The sequence below is a fragment of the Ochrobactrum sp. BTU2 genome (genome assembly GCF_024539785.1).
In the GTDB taxonomy this organism is placed as follows: Bacteria; Pseudomonadota; Alphaproteobacteria; order Rhizobiales; family Rhizobiaceae; genus Brucella; species Brucella anthropi.
In genome coordinates, this window is the sequence record NZ_JAHWRG010000001.1 from 361,158 (window position 1) to 376,992 (window position 15,835).

Consider the following 15,835-nt stretch of genomic DNA (forward strand, 5'->3'; position numbering starts at 1 on the left):
TTCATCTTCCCGCCCTCAATGGTCTATATCTTGAGAAGAAAGCGTCGCGGTCAGCGCGTCGGAAACCTTGGCGCAATATTTCGCATATGCGTCTGTCGTGCGGTAGTTTTCGGCACGCGGGTAGGGCCCGATGATCGGTATGTCGGCCACAACGCGGCCCGGTCGGGCAGCCATCACCACTACCCGGTTGGACAGATAAACCGACTCATAAACGCTGTGGGTTACGAAAATCACGGTTAGACCGTGTTCCTGCCAAAGTCGCAGAACGTCATTGTTAAGCTTGAAGCGCGTCATCTCATCCAGCGCCGCAAATGGCTCGTCCATCAACAGAAGACGCGGACGCGTAACCAGAGCACGAGCGATGGAAACGCGCATTTTCATTCCGCCGGACAGTTCCCTCGGAAATGCCGTGGCAAAGCGGGACAGGCCCACCTGTGCCAATGCTTCTTCGACGCGCGGAGTTGCTTCCTTGCGGGCAATGCCGGACAGGCGCAACGGCAAATAAACATTGTCGAAGACGCTGGCCCACGGCATCAGCGTCGGCTCCTGAAATACGAAACCGATATCCTGCGCGCCGATAGGCCCCTTGCCGGGAGCGTGGCCGTTGATACGGATGTTTCCGGCTGAAATCGATTCCAGGCCGGCGATCATGCGCAACGCCGTGCTCTTGCCGCAGCCAGAGGGGCCGAGAAAGCTGACGAACTGGCCTTGTTCGATCCTGAGCGACATGTCGCTCACGGCCATCACGCCGGTACCATATTGCTTGTAGACGCCGTCTATCTCAATCAGGGAGGATGGAGCTTGCGAGTTGGGGGCCACGCTCATTGTCCTTACCAGGCTGGTTTGTTGTCGAGCCAGGAAAGCGGCGCTCGTTCAATTTCCGCCAGAACCTCTACCAGGCGCTCAGCGGCAAAATCGATGGTCGCTCGACCTTTCTCCGCGGTCGCGAGCGTCGCATCACCAGCAGCGCCATAAGGATTGATATCCTGAATCTGCCAGGCCGGCTTGGCGCCGCCGCTCAGCGAAAGATGTTGGAAATCACTTGCAAAAGTTTCCGTAAGCGTCCGGAAATCCTGTACTTTCGACATATCGACGAGATCGGGATGCATCTCCAGCATCACCGAGGTTTCCATGTCACCGGCATGAATGCCATGCTTCAGGTCGTGATCGCTGTATACGCCTTCCGGCATTCCAAGGCCGAACCAGTTGATGCTTACAACAAGCATGTTGTGACGGATGCGAAGCTCCCGCGCTACGATATCCATGACACTGATCTGGCCGCCATGGCTATTGAGCAGCGCCATTTTGCGGACACCGCTTGCTGCCACGCAAGCGCCGATCTCGCACCACATGCGAATGATGGTCTCGGCTGAAAACGTCAAAGTGCCAGGGTAACGGCTGTGCTCATTGCTCTTTCCGATGGCTTGCGTCGGCAGGAAAAGCGCATGGCTTGTTTCAGGCAGGCGGGCGATGGTTTCCTTGACCATGCCGTCAACGATGGCAGCGTCGACGGCTAGCGGAAGGTGTGGTCCGTGCTGCTCAATTGCACCAACCGGCAGAACCGCCACGAGCTTCTCGCGATCGAGGCGGGAGAATGCCTCGCTCGTATAATCGGACCAATATCGTTTCAAGATTGCAACTCCTACACGCTCGGGCCAAGGGCGTTAAACATATCCTACTAAACAATCTGACCGATCGGTCAAACTAAATGTTTTAAATATTCGAATTGCGTGCAATTAAGGTGTGAATCCGTGGCTATTCGGTCACGCGACGGGCCGTGACGTGTTTATGATGCGCGGAAATTTCCGGAGGTCCTATGGACGACAGATGCATTATCATTGGTGCCGGCCATGCCGGTTCGCAGGCCGCTATCAGCCTTCGGCAGGAAGGCTATGCAGGCAAAATCGTTCTCATCAACGACGAAACCGATATTCCATATCATAAGCCGCCCCTCTCCAAATCCTATCTGAAAGCCCCGGAAGGCGGTGGCCTGGTGTTGCGCCCGGAAGCAACCTATCGTGACAATAATATCGAGATGCTGTTCGGCCATCACGTCGATACTGTATCGATTGCCGACAAGACGGTCGTGCTTGATGATGGGCGCGCGTTGAACTGGTCTGAACTGATCTTCGCGACCGGCGCACGTGCGCGCATTCCCAATGTACCGGGTGTCGGGCTCGAAGGTGTCTTTACGCTGCGCCGGATGGACGATGCACGCCGTATCGCAGCGGCAATGCCGAATGTCGAGAATGTCGTCATTATCGGTGGCGGTTTCATTGGCCTCGAAATGGCCCATAGCGCAATCGCGCTTGGCAAAAAGACGGTTCTGATCGAAGCGGCGCCTCGTGTGCTGGGTCGTTCGGTTGCAACGCATATCTCTGCCCATGTGGAAGCGCGCAGCCGCGTCGCTAACATCACACTTTTAACCGGTCTCGGCGTGGCGGCAGTCGAGGGGGAAAATAACCATGTTATCGGCGTTAAAGCTGCAGACGGCACGATTTTCCCGGCGGATATGGTCGTGATCGGCACTGGTGCGGTACCAAATGTGGAGCTTGCAGTAACGGCGGGACTTGCAATCGACAATGGGATTATTGTCGACGAGAACCTGCGTACTTCTGCTAGCCATGTCTACGCCATTGGCGATTGCGTGAGCTACGATCACTTTCATGCTGGTCGCCGGGTACGGCTGGAATCGGTACAAAACGCGACCGATCAGGCAAAGCATGTGGCGCGCACCATTGTCGGACGCGAAGCGCCGTTTCGGGAAGTCGCCTGGTTCTGGTCCGATCAGGGCGATATGAAGCTGCAGACGGCAGGACTTTCCTTCGATGCTGATCGGCATATCCTTTCGGGGAACCCGGAAGAAAATGCATTTTCCATCTTCCATTTTGCCGGTGACAGGCTTGTGGCTGTCGATTCCATCAATCGTCCGGCAGACCATATGATCGCGCGCCGTCTGCTGGCTGCGGGTATTAATCCGACCGAGGCCGATATTGTCGCCGGGGCGGCGCGGCTGAAAGAAATGCTGGCCGCTGCGCCGAAATCTTGAGGATTCACGATGAACAGTTTGAAACATCTGCTGCCCGCTGACATGGCAGCACCCTTTGCCGCCTACAGCCATGGCGTGAAGGTTAAAGCCGGTGCTGAAATGATTTTCTGTTCCGGTCAGTTAGGCATCGCGCAGGATGGAAATGTGCCGGAAGACGCAGGCGCTCAGGCTGAACTCTGCTTCGAGAATATTCGCCGTATTTTGCGCGATGGCGGTATGGACCTTTCCGATGTCGTGCGTATCAACGCCTATGTGACAGACCGGGCCTATATGCGTCCTTATATGGATGTTCGTGACAGGCTGTTCCCGCAACCAGCGCCAGCCTCCACGCTGATGATCGTTTCCGGTTTCACACGTGAGGAATTCAAGGTCGAAATCGAGGCGGTCGCGGCCAGATAATCGTTTGTTTTGAGCCGTCAAAGCGCCGCAGCAATGCGTATCGCCTTTGCCTGAAAGGAGTGGTAGGGTTGTCCGACATCCTCCATTCCCTTCAGGCCCATTCATGTCCAAAATTCAGCCTTCGGCTTCATCGCCGGAAACTTCGCTACGTTCGTCTGCACGATTGGCGGAACTAGCGCTTGCCATCGGTGGCTTCGGTATAGGTACCGGTGAGTTCGCCATTATGGCGCTGCTGCCCGATATCGCGCGTGATCTTGAGGTGACCATACCGCAAGGCGGCCATCTCATCAGTTCTTACGCGCTCGGTGTTCTGATTGGCGCACCGGTGCTTGCAGTGATCGGCGCAAAGCTTGACCGCCGCAAGCTCCTCTTCCTGCTGATGGGGCTATTCGCTTTCGGTAATCTCGCAAGCGCATTCATGCAGGACTATGCCGGTCTTTACATGATGCGGTTCGTCGCTGGTTTTCCTCACGGAGCTTATTTCGGCGTTGCTTCACTTGTCGCCGCATCTTTGGCGGAACCGGGCAAGCGTGCTCAGGCTGTAGGACGGGTCATGATGGGACTGACCATTGCGACATTGTGCGGGACGCCGCTTGCGACCTCTCTCGGCCAGATTGCCGGGTGGCGCGCAATGTTTGCATCCGTTGGCCTGATCGCAATGCTAACTATGGTGCTGGTCGCGATCTATGTACCCAAACAGCCTGCAGAGGAGGGGGCGTCACCCCTGCGCGAACTGGGAGCATTCCGCCGCAAGCAAGTCTGGCTGACGCTTGGGATTGGTGCAATTGGCACGGGCGGCCTGTTTTCCGTTTTTACCTATGTCGCGGCAACAGTTACCGAGGTTTCGCATGTCGATGTGAAATGGATGCCTTTCGTCTTCGCGATGTTCGGCCTCGGCATGGTGCTTGGAAATATAGTTGGGTCGCGACTGACAGATCGTTCGGTTATGGGAACTGTTGGTCTGGTGCTGCTCTATGATATGGCCGTCATGTTGGCATTCCCCGTCCTCATGCAGCATCCTGTGACTGCATTCTTGAACGTGCTTCTGGTCGGCGGCGGGTTTGCACTCGTCCCCGCATTGCAAACGCGTCTGATGGATGTAGCGGCGGATGCGCAAACGCTGGCGGCTGCCCTCAACCATTCCGCGCTCAATCTCGCCAATGCGCTCGGTGCTTGGCTCGGCGGTCTTGCGGTTGCATGGGGCTATGGCTGGACGTCGACGGGAACAGTCGGCGCATTGCTTGCCTTATCTGGTCTGGCGGTCTTTGCAATCTCGATTGCATTCGACAGACGCGGTGCGGCAACACCTGCCTCGCAAGAGGCATAAATACAGCCCATAAACGAAAACACCCGTCGCGGGAGGAGGCGACGGGTGTTTTATGGGGAAGACCGGACTTGGGAGGAGGACATCCGGTCTTGAATCACCGAGGAAATGGGAGGAGGAGAAAGCACCCCGGTGATATTCTGGAAACTGTAGGACCGCGCGGTTATGGGGACTCGCGATCCTTGAAGAAGGCCAATGCCTTCCGGGGGGGGCGCTATTAGCGAGCAGCGGCCTTGCGTGCAACGAACGGGATTTCCGAAGGCAGGATGCCAAGGTCGTTCAGTTCACGTGGGCTCAGGCGGCTCAGTTCGTTTACGGTGTTACGGTAACGGCGCCAGTTGTTGTACGAGCGGATCAGGTTCATTTCTCTCACCTAGTAAAATCTTATCTCTTTGTTGCAAACAGCATATAGGCTTGAAGCATTTCGAATTGGAGAGACAGATTTGCATAGCTGCAATGCGTTAAAGCTTGTCAGTTGCACGCCTTTTGCGCAGCTTGGTCATCATGCGATCACAATCTGATGCCCTGTTAGGCAAATCGGCTGGATTCAGGCTGCTCCGGCAGCTAACTGGTTAAAACTTCTTTAAAAATTTGCTGGCCGAAAAACTGCTCCACAAAATGTGGTGGAGAGCGGCGCGTCCAACTGATTTAGTTGCCGGTAAATGCGCGGTCTCGTCTGTGCCGCAATATGCATGTATAATAGAGTATAAATCCGGACCTCCTGTCCGCTTTAAATTTTGTCGCAAAAGTCCGGGAAATCGTCGGTTAGAGACAACAATTCTACATGACTTGCGCGCCGGATTGGGGTAAGGGAGTTTCGTCGGGTGTCGGGACGCCATATCATGTGACGTTCTTGCACTGTCTGTCTGCGGGAGAGCGCCAATTGGCCGCCGAAGGGGAAATCGCCCGAAATCTCTCAGGTACAAGGAACCGCAGACGGGTAAGACAACTCTGGAAAGTCAGGGGAAACCCTGCGCCGAAGGTGTAAGTATGGCATCCTTGCCATGCGAGTCTCTCAGGCCTGAGACAGAGGGGCACGAAGCAACCGCATTTTGCGGAGGCACACGTGCGACTCTGGAGTTGTTATGGGCGATACCGCACATTTGAATACCCTGCCTTTGCAGGATTTGCATGAACAGGCTGGCGCGCGCTTCGGCGGCTTTGCTGGTTGGAACATGCCGATCACCTATCCGCTGGGCGTCATGAAGGAACATCTTCATACGCGTGAACATGCGGGCCTTTTCGACATTTCTCATATGAAGCTGATCGAGATTTCGGGCGCGGATGCCGCTGCGCTTCTTGCCGAAACCTGTCCGCTTGACCCGATTGTGCTGAAGGAAGGCCAGTCGAAGTACACTTTCTTCCTCAATGATAATGGCGGCGTTCTGGACGATCTGATCGTCACGCGTCTTGGCGAAGACCGTTTCATGGTTGTCGCCAATGCGGGCAATGCCGATGCCGATATCGAGCATTTGACGGAAGCTGCATCGGGCAAGGACGTTAAGGTCAATCCTCTTGACCGTGTGTTTCTTGCTCTTCAGGGGCCGGAAGCGGAAGCCGTCATCAATGATGCCGGGCTGGCGGGTGCTGAGCTTGCTTTCATGAGCGGGTTTGAACCCAAGGCTGGCTGGTTCATGACCCGTTCGGGCTATACCGGCGAGGATGGTTTCGAGATCGGCGTTCCAGCCGATGAAGCCCGTGCGCTTGCAATGAAACTGCTTGCCGACGAGCGCGTCGAATGGATCGGCCTGGCTGCTCGCGACAGTCTGCGCCTTGAAGCCGGTCTCTGCCTGCACGGTCAGGACATCACGCCGGAAACGGATCCTGTTTCGGCGGGCCTCACATGGGCAATCACCAAAGCCGTGCGCGAAAAGGCTGCATTCAACGGCGCAAAAGCCGTGCTGGACGCGATCGCCAAGGGCGCATCTGCCAAGCGCGTCGGTCTGAAGCCGGAAGGCCGCCAGCCGGTTCGCGGCGGAGCCGATCTTTTTGATGAATCCGGTCGCCAGATCGGAACTGTTACTTCCGGTGGGTTCGGTCCATCGGCAGGCTTCCCAGTCGCCATGGGTTATGTCGAGGCAAGCCTCGCTACCCCCGGCACACGTGTTTTCGCTGACGTTCGCGGCAACAAGGTTCCCGTTGACGTTTCGGCGCTTCCCTTCACTCCGCATCGCTATCGCAAAGGATGATTTCCATGGCCAATATCCTGTTCACCGAAGATCACGAGTGGATCAGCGTCGAAAACGGCGTTGCCACTGTCGGCATTACGATCCACGCACAGGAACAACTGGGTGACCTCGTTTTCGTCGAACTGCCGGACGTCGGCCGCACGGCCACCAAGGGCGAAGGCATCGTGGTTGTGGAATCGGTCAAGGCTGCTTCCGACGTTTACGCGCCAGTCGATGGTGAAGTGGTCGAAGTCAACGAAGCCGTTGCAAGCGATCCAGCCCTTATCAATCAGGCCGCAGAAGGCGAAGGCTGGCTGTTCAAGCTGAAGCTTTCCGACGAAGGCCAGCTCTCCGGTCTGCTCGACAAGGCCGGTTACGACAAACTGGTAGGATAAACAGATGACGCAACAGGTTCTTCCCTTTGTTGCCCGTCATATCGGGCCAAGACTGGAAGACGAGCGCGCAATGCTTGCAGCGCTCGGCCTTCCTTCCATGGAAACCCTTATCACCCAGGCGGTTCCAGCATCCATTCGTTTGAATCGCGCGCTCGATTTGCCAGCCGCTTTGAGCGAACATGCAGCACTTGCGGAGCTCAATGAAATCATGGGCCGCAATGTGGTGAAGAAGAGCTTCATCGGCGCGGGCTATCATGGTGTGGAAACGCCACCCGTCATTCAGCGCAACCTGTTTGAGAATCCGGCCTGGTACACGGCTTATACGCCTTACCAGTCGGAAATCAGCCAGGGTCGTCTTGAGCTTCTTTTCCACTTTCAGACGCTGGTTGCGGAACTGACCGGTCTGCCGGTTGCCTGCGCATCGCTCCTGGATGAAGCGACTGCAGTTGCTGAAGCCATCGGCGTTGCTTGTCGTCACCACCGCGACAAGCGCAGCCGTATTCTGCTTGCAGGTGAACTGCACCCACAGACCGTCGATGTGATCAACACCCGCGCCGAACCGCTCGGCTGGGAGATCGAAACTGGCAGCACTGTCGATGACAATACCGCTGCCATCGTCGTGCCGTGGCCGAATACGCGTGGTGTCTATGGCGATTTCAGCAAGGTCATCGCCGATGCGAAAGCCAAGGGCGCCCTCGTCATCGCCGTTGCCGATCCGCTGGCGTTGACCATTATGGAAGCGCCTGCCAGCTGGGGTGCCGACATGGCTGTAGGCTCCATGCAGCGTTATGGCGTTCCGATGGGCTTCGGCGGCCCGCACGCCGCGTATCTGGCGGTGTCTGAGCCTCTGACCCGCATCATTCCGGGCCGCATCGTCGGTCAGTCGGTCGATGCGCATGGTCGTGCGGCCTATCGTCTGGCGCTCCAGACCCGTGAACAGCATATCCGTCGCGACAAGGCCACGTCGAACATCTGCACCGCGCAGGCGCTGCTTGCCAATATGGCGGCATCTTTCGCTATCTGGCATGGCCCGGCAGGACTGCAGGCTATTGCTACACGCGTGGCCGGCCTTGCTGCACGCTTTGCGGCTGGCCTCAAGGCTGCTGGTGTCGAGATCGCAGGTGATAGCCTGTTTGATACGGTAACGATTAAAGTTGCCGGTAAGGCTGCGAAGATTGCCGACGAAGCCGACAAGGGCGGTCGTCTGCTCCGCATCGTTGATGCGGATACAGTTGGTGTCACCTTTGACGAAACCTCGACCGAGGAAGATCTTGCAGCACTCGCCGTTCTGTTCGGTGCCAAGCCGGTCGATGGCGACAAAGCTTTCGTTCCCGGCAAGGGGCGCGGCGAAGGTTTCCTCACGCAGGACGTGTTCCATTCGCACCGTTCGGAAACCGAGATGATGCGCTTCCTGCGTCGTCTGGCCGACAAGGATCTGGCGCTTGATCGTGCGATGATCCCGCTTGGCTCTTGCACCATGAAGCTCAATGCAGCGGCAGAAATGATGCCGGTGAGCTGGAATACGGTTGCAAACCTGCATCCATTCGCGCCTGCGGCCCAGACTGAAGGCTATGCGAAGATGACGGCTGACGTCGAAGCATGGCTTTGCGAAATCACCGGCTTTGCGGGTGTTTCGTTGCAGCCGAATGCAGGCAGTCAGGGCGAATATGCTGGTCTCCTGGCCATCCGCCACTATCACCAGTCACGCGGCGAAGGTCATCGCAACATCTGCCTTATCCCATCGTCTGCACATGGCACTAATCCGGCCAGTGCTTCGATGGCAGGCATGAGCGTTGTTGTGGTCAATTGCCGTCCGGATGGCGATATCGATATCGACGATCTCAAGGCCAAGGCCGAGAAGCATCGCGATAATCTCGCGGCGTTCATGATTACCTATCCGTCGACCTATGGCGTGTTCGAGGAAGGCATCAAGGCTTTCTGCGAAATCGTCCACGATAATGGCGGTCAGGTCTATTTCGATGGCGCAAACCTCAATGCACTCGTCGGCCTTGCGCGCCCTTGCGATATCGGCGCCGATGTCTGCCACATGAACCTGCACAAGACCTTCTGCATCCCGCACGGCGGTGGTGGTCCGGGCGTCGGTCCGATTGGTGTTGCCAAGCATCTGGTGCCTTACCTGCCGGGCCATGTGGATATCGGTTCCAAGCATGCGGTTTCGGCTGCACCGTTTGGTAGCGCATCCATTCTGGTCATTACGTGGATGTATATCCGCATGATGGGCGGCGCAGGTCTCAAGAAGGCAACCGAAGCTGCGATCCTCAATGCCAACTACATCGCGCATCGCTTGAAGGACGCCTATCCGATCCTTTACACCGGCGCGCATGATCGTGTGGCGCATGAGTGCATCGTCGATACGCGTGTTCTGAAGGACAGCGCAGGTGTGTCCGTGGAAGACGTGGCCAAGCGCCTCATCGACTATGGTTTCCATGCACCGACCATGTCCTGGCCGGTCGCCGGAACGCTGATGATCGAACCGACCGAGTCTGAGCCGAAGTCGGAAATCGACCGTCTCTGCGATGCGATGATCGCCATTGCGGGCGAAGCGAAGAAGGTTGCCGACGGCGTTTGGCCAGCAGATGACAATCCGCTTGCCAATGCACCGCACACGGCAGGCGATACACTGGCAACGGAATGGGCGCATCCTTACACGCGTGAGGAAGCCGTATTCCCGGCAAGCGCGATCAATGGCGATTTCGATGCGACGGCAAAATACTGGCCGCCGGTCAGCCGTGTCGACAATGTCGGCGGCGACAGAAATCTCATCTGCTCGTGTCCGCCAGTAGCAGCCTACGGCTGAGATAAAATGTAGGTCTATTGATGGAAAGCGCCGCGGAAACGCGGCGCTTTTTTCTATGTTGCACCCAAGTGTATTTGGCTGATTAACTGAGAATAAGTTAATTTGCAGAGGGGCGAATATAGTGAAGCTGATTTTTACGAATTAGTGTTTTTAAAACAGCAAGTTGCACAAGTTGCACATTTTTAGTGAAACGAGCCGCTATCCAGATTTTGGGCAAAAAAAGAGCCGGACTGGGAAGTCCGGCTAAGTTATGAAGGTGCCACATTGGGCAAACCTCCAGAGGGGAACACTTACCGCGCGCAATGGGAGGAGGCACAGCGGTAAGTGACTGTGATATGTATCACCTTGCTCCAATCTTCAACCCCTGAAACACGAAATTTTTGACCATTTCGGAAAATTCTGAAACTTTTCGAATTTCGGCCGTGTTCTTTGGCTTATTGGTCAGTATTTGTATCCCATGGCGGCTTCGCCGTACTCCAAATCGAAACAATCTCCCGTTGCAAATGCCAAGTCGGTTGCGACTAGCAAATCGGCCCGCAAAGTTTTGGGATGTATTCGCACTGGCTGGTGGCTAGGATGTCATCAGGAACATGTTGGCATCGCTGCGAATGGGAGATTTTATGGATTTGCGGCTGCTTCTGCTTATGGTTGTCGCCGGGATAGGCTTCGGCGTTCTGTTAATTCATTTTCTGGGTGGAGGGCTTAAGCGCAGCATTCTTCCCGACGACGAAAGTGTCAAAGCGCGCTTTCATCTTGATTATCCCGAAATCGAAATCGGTGAGATTTGTTATACCGACGATCATCGTACAGCATTTTTCCTGTTGCGTGGCGCATCCACAGGGCTCGTCCATAGCGTCGGGAACCGCTTTTTGACGCGATGCGTGACCGCTGCAGACGTCCTGACACTTGAGCACAAGGGCGATACTGAATTGATATTGCATATGAAGGATTTTACCTGGCCCAAAGCGCGGTTTCTTTTCAGTAATGCTGAGGATCGGGAAAGAGTGATATCCTGGCTTTCAGGTCTGTCTGGGGAGGGGAGCCGACATGGATAGCAATCCGGTATTTTTCGATGTGACGCGTGTTGCGATCCCGCTTTATGTGCTGGGAATTCTGATTGAGCTCGTGGCAATCCGCTATTGGCAACGCAAGGGCGAATTTGAGACAAGAGACGCTTTTACAAGCCTGTTGATGGGGGCGGGCAATGTTGCAGCGGGTTTGCTGCTCGGCTTCGTTTCCGTGACAGCGCTGCTTTGGGTTTGGCAGTTCCGCTTTCTTGATCTCGGCCTGCACTGGTGGGTATTTGTGGTCGCCTTCATCTTCGATGATTTGCGCTACTACTGCTATCATCGGATTGCGCATCGTGTGCGCTGGGTCTGGGCGGAACACGTCAACCACCACTCCAGCCAGCATTATAATCTCACGACGGCGCTGCGTCAGTCGTGGACAGGACAGATGACGGGCATGTTCGTGTTGCAAGTGCCGATGGTACTCTTCGGATTTCACCCTGCGGTGATCGCCTTCGTCTATGGGTTCAATCTGATCTATCAATTCTGGATTCACACGGAAGCCATAGATAAACTACCGAGGCCTATCGAGTTCATCTTCAACACCCCGTCGCATCACCGCGTGCATCACGCGACCAATCCGCGTTATCTTGATGCAAATTACGCTGGCACGCTGATTATCTGGGATCGCATGTTCGGCACTTTCGTGGAGGAATTACCGGAAGATATGCCGCGCTATGGCATCGTGAAAAATGTCGGCACATTTAATCCGGTGCGTGTGGCGTTTCACGAATGGGTTGGTATGTTTAAAGACGTATTCTCGTCAGGTCTCACCTTGCGACAGCGCCTGATGTATATAATCGCGCCTCCCGGCTGGAGCCATGATGGCAGCCGCAAGACATCCGAAGATTTGAAAGCTGACTATGTCAGGCTTAATCCGTCGCAAGCCGGGAAAGCAGGTTTGCCCGAGGGATTTGAAACCTAGATCGGTTTGATTTCAGTTCGCAATCAACTGCTGTCTAAAAGTGCTTGGGCCATGGCTTCAGTGCATTTTCAATGACTTATGCAATCATCTCTGAACTTGGCAGACTATCATTCCTCGCTAACAAACGGACTCATAAGCTCCTGAAATAATTAGAATAATTCTAAAACATTCCTACGTTGGTCAACTTCATTTAGCTTGCAGCGCTGGCCATGCGGATATAAAAAGATGACCAAATGGCGAAGGCTTCATGCCGGGTTTGAAGAGAAGCGACCGAGGGACAGGCCGATTTCTCTGTCTTTTGGATAGTTGGAATGCTCGTACCTTTTCTAATCATGTTCCGCGAAGGCGTGGAAGCAGCGCTGATCGTTGGCATTATTGCCAGTTATCTCCATCAGACTGGCCGCAGTGCCTGGATGCCAGTGGTCTGGATCGGCATATTGCTGGCATTGGCCATGTCGTTGGCCGTCGGCGCTATTCTGCAGCTTCTGAGTGCAGAATTCCCACAGAAGGCGCAGGAACTGTTTGAAGCCATTATTGGTCTGATTGCCGTTTTTGTGTTGACCTCGATGGTGTTCTGGATGCGCAAGGCGGCCCGTTCTATCAAGTCGGAACTGCATCATTCCATCGATGCAGCTTTTCAGACACCGACACATAAAGGTTTAGGCCTCATTCTGATGGTGTTCTTTGCTGTCGCACGCGAGGGGCTTGAATCGGTGTTCTTTCTGCTGGCGGCTTTCCAGCAGAGCGAAGGGGCGGCAGCACCGCTTGGCGCGCTTCTTGGCGTGTTGCTAGCTGCGGCAGTTGGCTACGGCATCTTTAAAGGCGGCTTGAAGCTGAACCTTCGCCGTTTCTTCCGCTGGACCGGCGTTTTTATTTTGATCATCGCGGCAGGCATTCTCGCCAATTCGGTCATGGCGCTGCACGAAGCTGGCATCTGGAACCATTTCCAGACGGTCGTTTTCGATATGAGCGATATTCTCCCGCTCGACAGCACGCTTGGTTCAGTTCTTGCCGGCATTTTCGGTTACATCGCGACACCGACCGTCAGTGAAGTTGTTGCCTATGTAGCCTTCATCGTTCCGACGCTCATTCTGTTTCTGATGCCTGCAAATGCACCAGCAACGGCAAGCCAGGCCAAAACAAGCGCACAGTAAAAGAGATTTCAATGACGAATCCGAAACCTGCTGAACCCATGTCGCGCAATCTGGTCCGCATCGGACTGGCTTTCGCCGTGCTGTTGCTGCTCGCCGCTGGCGCTGCGTTTTATTATGCATCTCGTGTGTCGGACAAAGCCCGCCATGCAGAAGCCGGTGACACAATACAGGTCGCGATCAACGCAAAAAGCTGCGAGCCGAATGAACTGACCGTTCCGGCCGGGCGCTCGGTATTCGAAATTGTCAATAAGTCCGACCGTACGGTTGAGTGGGAAATCCTCGACGGAGTAATGGTTCTTGAGGAGCGCGAAAATATCGCTCCTGGCTTCAAGCAGACCATCACCGCCAAGTTGACGCCTGGTGAATACCAGATTACCTGCGGGCTCCTTTCCAATCCGCGCGGCAAGCTGATTGTGACTGCGACCGCTGCCAGTGAAGCGGAAAAGGGCAAGCTTCCGCTTACAGCTTTCATTGGTGCACTGGCTGAGTATCAGATTTATCTGACCACAGAGGTTGCCGAATTCCAGAAATCGGTTTCGGCACTTTCCACGGCAATAGCCAGCGGTAATCTTGAGGCTGCGCAAACCGCCTACGGTCCGGCGCGAGAAGCCTATGCGCGCATTGCTCCCGTGTCGGAAGCGTTCTCCGATCTCGATACGGCTATCAATGCTCGTGCGGATTATTTTGAAAAGCGCGAGCAGGACCCTGCGTTCGGTGGTTTGCACCGTATCGAATACGGTTTGTTCGAACAGAAATCCGTCGATGGTCTGGCTCCTGTTGCTGGCAAGCTTGAGCAGGATGCCACTGCATTGAAAGAGCGCATTCGCGGGCTTCGGATTTCGCCGGATCGCATGATGGCGGGCACTGCTTCTGCATTGAACCGTTTTGCATCGACGGCGTCGGATGCTGGTGAAGACCGGTACGCTCACACCGATCTGCAGGCTTTGTCTGGCCTTCTTGAAGGCTCTGGCAAGACTGCCGATGTCCTGCGCCCCATTGTTATGAAGGCTGACCCGAAAGCCTTTGAAGGCATCGACAAGGACGCAGCTTCGATCAGGAAGCTGCTTGGTACGAGTGCTGAAGGCAATGGCTACAAGGCGTATGATGCTCTGTCGTCTGATGAAAAGACGAAAATTAAGGAAGGTGCAGCTCAACTCGCTGCACAGTTTACGAAACTCCGCGATCAGCTTGGGGTAGATTGATGACCAGAAAATTTTTCAAAACCGATAAGATTACCACAGAAGAGCCAGTTTCCGCCGGTCGCCGTGCACTGCTCCTCGGGGCTGGCGCAACCGGGGTTGCCGGAGCCGTTGCAGGCGTGCTTGCCCCGCAGACAGCCCATGCTCTTTCTTCGGAAAGCGTGACCAATGCACCGGAAAGCGACAAGATTCACGAAAGTCAGCCTTTTTATGGGAAGCACCAGCCCGGTATCGTCACGCCGCGCCCTGCTGCGGGTCTCGTCGCTTCCTTTGATGTGTTGGCACGTGACCGCGCCGAACTGGAACGCATGTTCAAACTGCTCACCGAGCGGGCAGAATTTTTGATGAAGGGTGGAGAACCACCGGAGTTTGATGCGAAGTTTCCGCCATCGGATTCCGGTATTCTTGGACCTGTCGTCACGCCGGATAACCTCACGGTTACGGTGGCGCTCGGTTCATCATTGTTCGATGATCGTTTCGGTTTGAAGCCGTTGAAGCCGAAACTTCTGCAGCGCATGACCGGTTTCCCCAACGACGCCCTGCAGAAGGACATCTGCCACGGGGACCTCGTCATTCAGTTCTGTTCGAATACGCCGGACACGAACATTCATGCGCTGCGCGACATCATGAAGAACATGCCTGATCTTCTGATGGTTCGCTGGAAGCAGGAAGGGACGGTTCCGGTGCAACCGCCGCATTCGCCCCGGGCGAAGGAAAGCGCACGAAACTTCCTCGGTTTCCGCGATGGATCCGCCAATCCGGATTCCGCCGATGATGCATTGATGAACCGCATCGTTTGGGTGCAGAAGCAAAATGAAGAGCCGGGCTGGGCCGCTAATGGCAGCTATATGGCTGTGCGCATCATTCGCAATTTTGTCGAACGCTGGGACCGCACGCCGCTGCAGGAGCAGGAAGCCATTTTCGGACGCCGCAAGAATAGTGGCGCGCCATTCGACGGTAAAATCGAAGCTGATGTTCCCGATTATGCGAAGGATGCGGATGGCAAGGTGACGCCACTCGACTCGCATATCCGTTTGGCAAATCCGCGGGATGCCAATGCCGAGCAGCACCTCATTCTGCGTCGACCATTCAACTATTCAAACGGGGTCAGCAAATCCGGCCAGCTTGATATGGGGCTGCTCTTCATCGCCTATCAGGCCGATCTGGAGAAGGGCTTCATCACGGTGCAGAACCGTCTCAACGGCGAGCCGCTGGAAGAATACCTGAAACCGATTGGGGGCGGGTATTTCTTCGCGCTGCCTGGTGTTCAGGATCATAAGGACTACTACGCGCGCGCACTTATGGAGGCAAGCGGTCCGCAAAATGCTGGCGGGTGA

The 15,835-nt window shown here is 55.5% G+C and carries 14 protein-coding genes and 1 riboswitch; of the genes, 11 read left to right on the forward strand and 3 right to left on the reverse strand.

Annotated elements, in window-relative coordinates:
• Positions 1 to 15 precede the first annotated feature (15 nt).
• Complete coding sequence (locus KWJ32_RS01800; RefSeq protein ID WP_040128660.1) at positions 16 to 825, reverse strand: ABC transporter ATP-binding protein; 810 nt, start codon at positions 823 to 825, stop codon at positions 16 to 18.
• A 5-nt stretch (positions 826 to 830) separates the two neighbouring features.
• Positions 831 to 1,631: a creatininase family protein gene (locus KWJ32_RS01805; RefSeq protein ID WP_012093221.1), complete on the reverse strand. Its 801-nt coding sequence runs from the start codon at positions 1,629 to 1,631 to the stop codon at positions 831 to 833.
• A gap of 185 nt (positions 1,632 to 1,816) precedes the next feature.
• Here KWJ32_RS01805 and KWJ32_RS01810 point away from each other — a divergent pair, with 185 nt between their 5' ends.
• From KWJ32_RS01810 to KWJ32_RS01820, 3 genes are all read left to right on the forward strand, one after another.
• Entirely contained in the window at positions 1,817 to 3,049 is a 1,233-nt protein-coding gene (locus tag KWJ32_RS01810; RefSeq protein ID WP_012093220.1) for an FAD-dependent oxidoreductase, read from the forward strand.
• A gap of 9 nt (positions 3,050 to 3,058) precedes the next feature.
• Positions 3,059 to 3,448, forward strand: coding sequence for a RidA family protein (locus KWJ32_RS01815; protein WP_012093219.1), 390 nt, complete (start codon positions 3,059 to 3,061; stop codon positions 3,446 to 3,448).
• Positions 3,449 to 3,551: 103 nt separating this feature from the next.
• Positions 3,552 to 4,775 (forward strand): MFS transporter, encoded by a 1,224-nt coding sequence (locus KWJ32_RS01820; RefSeq protein WP_012093218.1) that lies wholly within the window; start codon positions 3,552 to 3,554, stop codon positions 4,773 to 4,775.
• 214 nt (positions 4,776 to 4,989) lie between these two features.
• On the opposite strand, the gene KWJ32_RS01825 is transcribed toward KWJ32_RS01820, so the two are convergent.
• Positions 4,990 to 5,136 carry a DUF1127 domain-containing protein gene (locus KWJ32_RS01825; protein WP_002965914.1) on the reverse strand — a complete coding sequence of 49 codons (147 nt, stop codon included), beginning with the start codon at positions 5,134 to 5,136 and terminating at the stop codon, positions 4,990 to 4,992.
• Positions 5,137 to 5,631: 495 nt separating this feature from the next.
• A riboswitch (glycine riboswitch) is annotated at positions 5,632 to 5,715 on the forward strand.
• A gap of 142 nt (positions 5,716 to 5,857) precedes the next feature.
• On the opposite strand from KWJ32_RS01825, the gene gcvT reads away from it, so the two are divergent.
• The 8 genes from gcvT to efeB all read left to right on the forward strand — a co-directional run bounded on the left by gcvT (position 5,858) and on the right by efeB (position 15,835).
• Positions 5,858 to 6,961 carry a glycine cleavage system aminomethyltransferase GcvT gene (gene gcvT, locus KWJ32_RS01830; protein WP_012093217.1) on the forward strand — a complete coding sequence of 368 codons (1,104 nt, stop codon included), beginning with the start codon at positions 5,858 to 5,860 and terminating at the stop codon, positions 6,959 to 6,961.
• A gap of 5 nt (positions 6,962 to 6,966) precedes the next feature.
• Entirely contained in the window at positions 6,967 to 7,335 is a 369-nt protein-coding gene (gcvH, locus tag KWJ32_RS01835; protein ID WP_010659049.1) for a glycine cleavage system protein GcvH, read from the forward strand.
• A 4-nt stretch (positions 7,336 to 7,339) separates the two neighbouring features.
• Positions 7,340 to 10,153: an aminomethyl-transferring glycine dehydrogenase gene (gene gcvP, locus KWJ32_RS01840; RefSeq protein WP_012093216.1), complete on the forward strand. Its 2,814-nt coding sequence runs from the start codon at positions 7,340 to 7,342 to the stop codon at positions 10,151 to 10,153.
• Positions 10,154 to 10,743: 590 nt separating this feature from the next.
• The gene (locus KWJ32_RS01845; RefSeq protein WP_012093215.1) at positions 10,744 to 11,208 is read left to right on the forward strand and encodes a hypothetical protein; all 465 of its coding nucleotides are present in this window, start codon (positions 10,744 to 10,746) and stop codon (positions 11,206 to 11,208) included.
• On the forward strand, positions 11,201 to 12,145 hold the full coding sequence (locus tag KWJ32_RS01850; RefSeq protein ID WP_012093214.1) for a sterol desaturase family protein: 945 nt from the start codon (positions 11,201 to 11,203) through the stop codon (positions 12,143 to 12,145). Before KWJ32_RS01845 ends, KWJ32_RS01850 begins: the two co-directional genes overlap by 8 nt.
• A gap of 311 nt (positions 12,146 to 12,456) precedes the next feature.
• Positions 12,457 to 13,299: an iron uptake transporter permease EfeU gene (gene efeU, locus KWJ32_RS01855; RefSeq protein ID WP_012093213.1), complete on the forward strand. Its 843-nt coding sequence runs from the start codon at positions 12,457 to 12,459 to the stop codon at positions 13,297 to 13,299.
• An 11-nt stretch (positions 13,300 to 13,310) separates the two neighbouring features.
• A complete protein-coding gene (efeO, locus tag KWJ32_RS01860; RefSeq protein ID WP_012093212.1) occupies positions 13,311 to 14,501 on the forward strand; it encodes an iron uptake system protein EfeO in 1,191 nt (396 codons plus the stop codon).
• Complete coding sequence (efeB, locus tag KWJ32_RS01865; protein WP_256885949.1) at positions 14,501 to 15,835, forward strand: iron uptake transporter deferrochelatase/peroxidase subunit; 1,335 nt, start codon at positions 14,501 to 14,503, stop codon at positions 15,833 to 15,835. The genes efeO and efeB overlap by 1 nt, the downstream gene beginning before the upstream one ends.

Bases quoted from the DNA above. Each gene is read 5' to 3' on its own strand.
- gcvP (WP_012093216.1), top strand. From the start codon at position 7,340: ATGACGCAACAGGTTCTTCCCTTTGTTGCCCGTCATATCGGGCCAAGA.
- KWJ32_RS01810 (WP_012093220.1), top strand. From the start codon at position 1,817: ATGGACGACAGATGCATTATCATTGGTGCCGGCCATGCCGGTTCGCAG.
- KWJ32_RS01845 (WP_012093215.1), top strand. From the start codon at position 10,744: ATGTTGGCATCGCTGCGAATGGGAGATTTTATGGATTTGCGGCTGCTT.
- KWJ32_RS01825 (WP_002965914.1), bottom strand. From the start codon at position 5,136: ATGAACCTGATCCGCTCGTACAACAACTGGCGCCGTTACCGTAACACC.
- gcvH (WP_010659049.1), top strand. From the start codon at position 6,967: ATGGCCAATATCCTGTTCACCGAAGATCACGAGTGGATCAGCGTCGAA.
- KWJ32_RS01820 (WP_012093218.1), top strand. From the start codon at position 3,552: ATGTCCAAAATTCAGCCTTCGGCTTCATCGCCGGAAACTTCGCTACGT.
- KWJ32_RS01850 (WP_012093214.1), top strand. From the start codon at position 11,201: ATGGATAGCAATCCGGTATTTTTCGATGTGACGCGTGTTGCGATCCCG.
- efeO (WP_012093212.1), top strand. From the start codon at position 13,311: ATGACGAATCCGAAACCTGCTGAACCCATGTCGCGCAATCTGGTCCGC.
- efeB (WP_256885949.1), top strand. From the start codon at position 14,501: ATGACCAGAAAATTTTTCAAAACCGATAAGATTACCACAGAAGAGCCA.
- KWJ32_RS01815 (WP_012093219.1), top strand. From the start codon at position 3,059: ATGAACAGTTTGAAACATCTGCTGCCCGCTGACATGGCAGCACCCTTT.
- KWJ32_RS01800 (WP_040128660.1), bottom strand. From the start codon at position 825: ATGAGCGTGGCCCCCAACTCGCAAGCTCCATCCTCCCTGATTGAGATA.
- efeU (WP_012093213.1), top strand. From the start codon at position 12,457: ATGCTCGTACCTTTTCTAATCATGTTCCGCGAAGGCGTGGAAGCAGCG.
- gcvT (WP_012093217.1), top strand. From the start codon at position 5,858: ATGGGCGATACCGCACATTTGAATACCCTGCCTTTGCAGGATTTGCAT.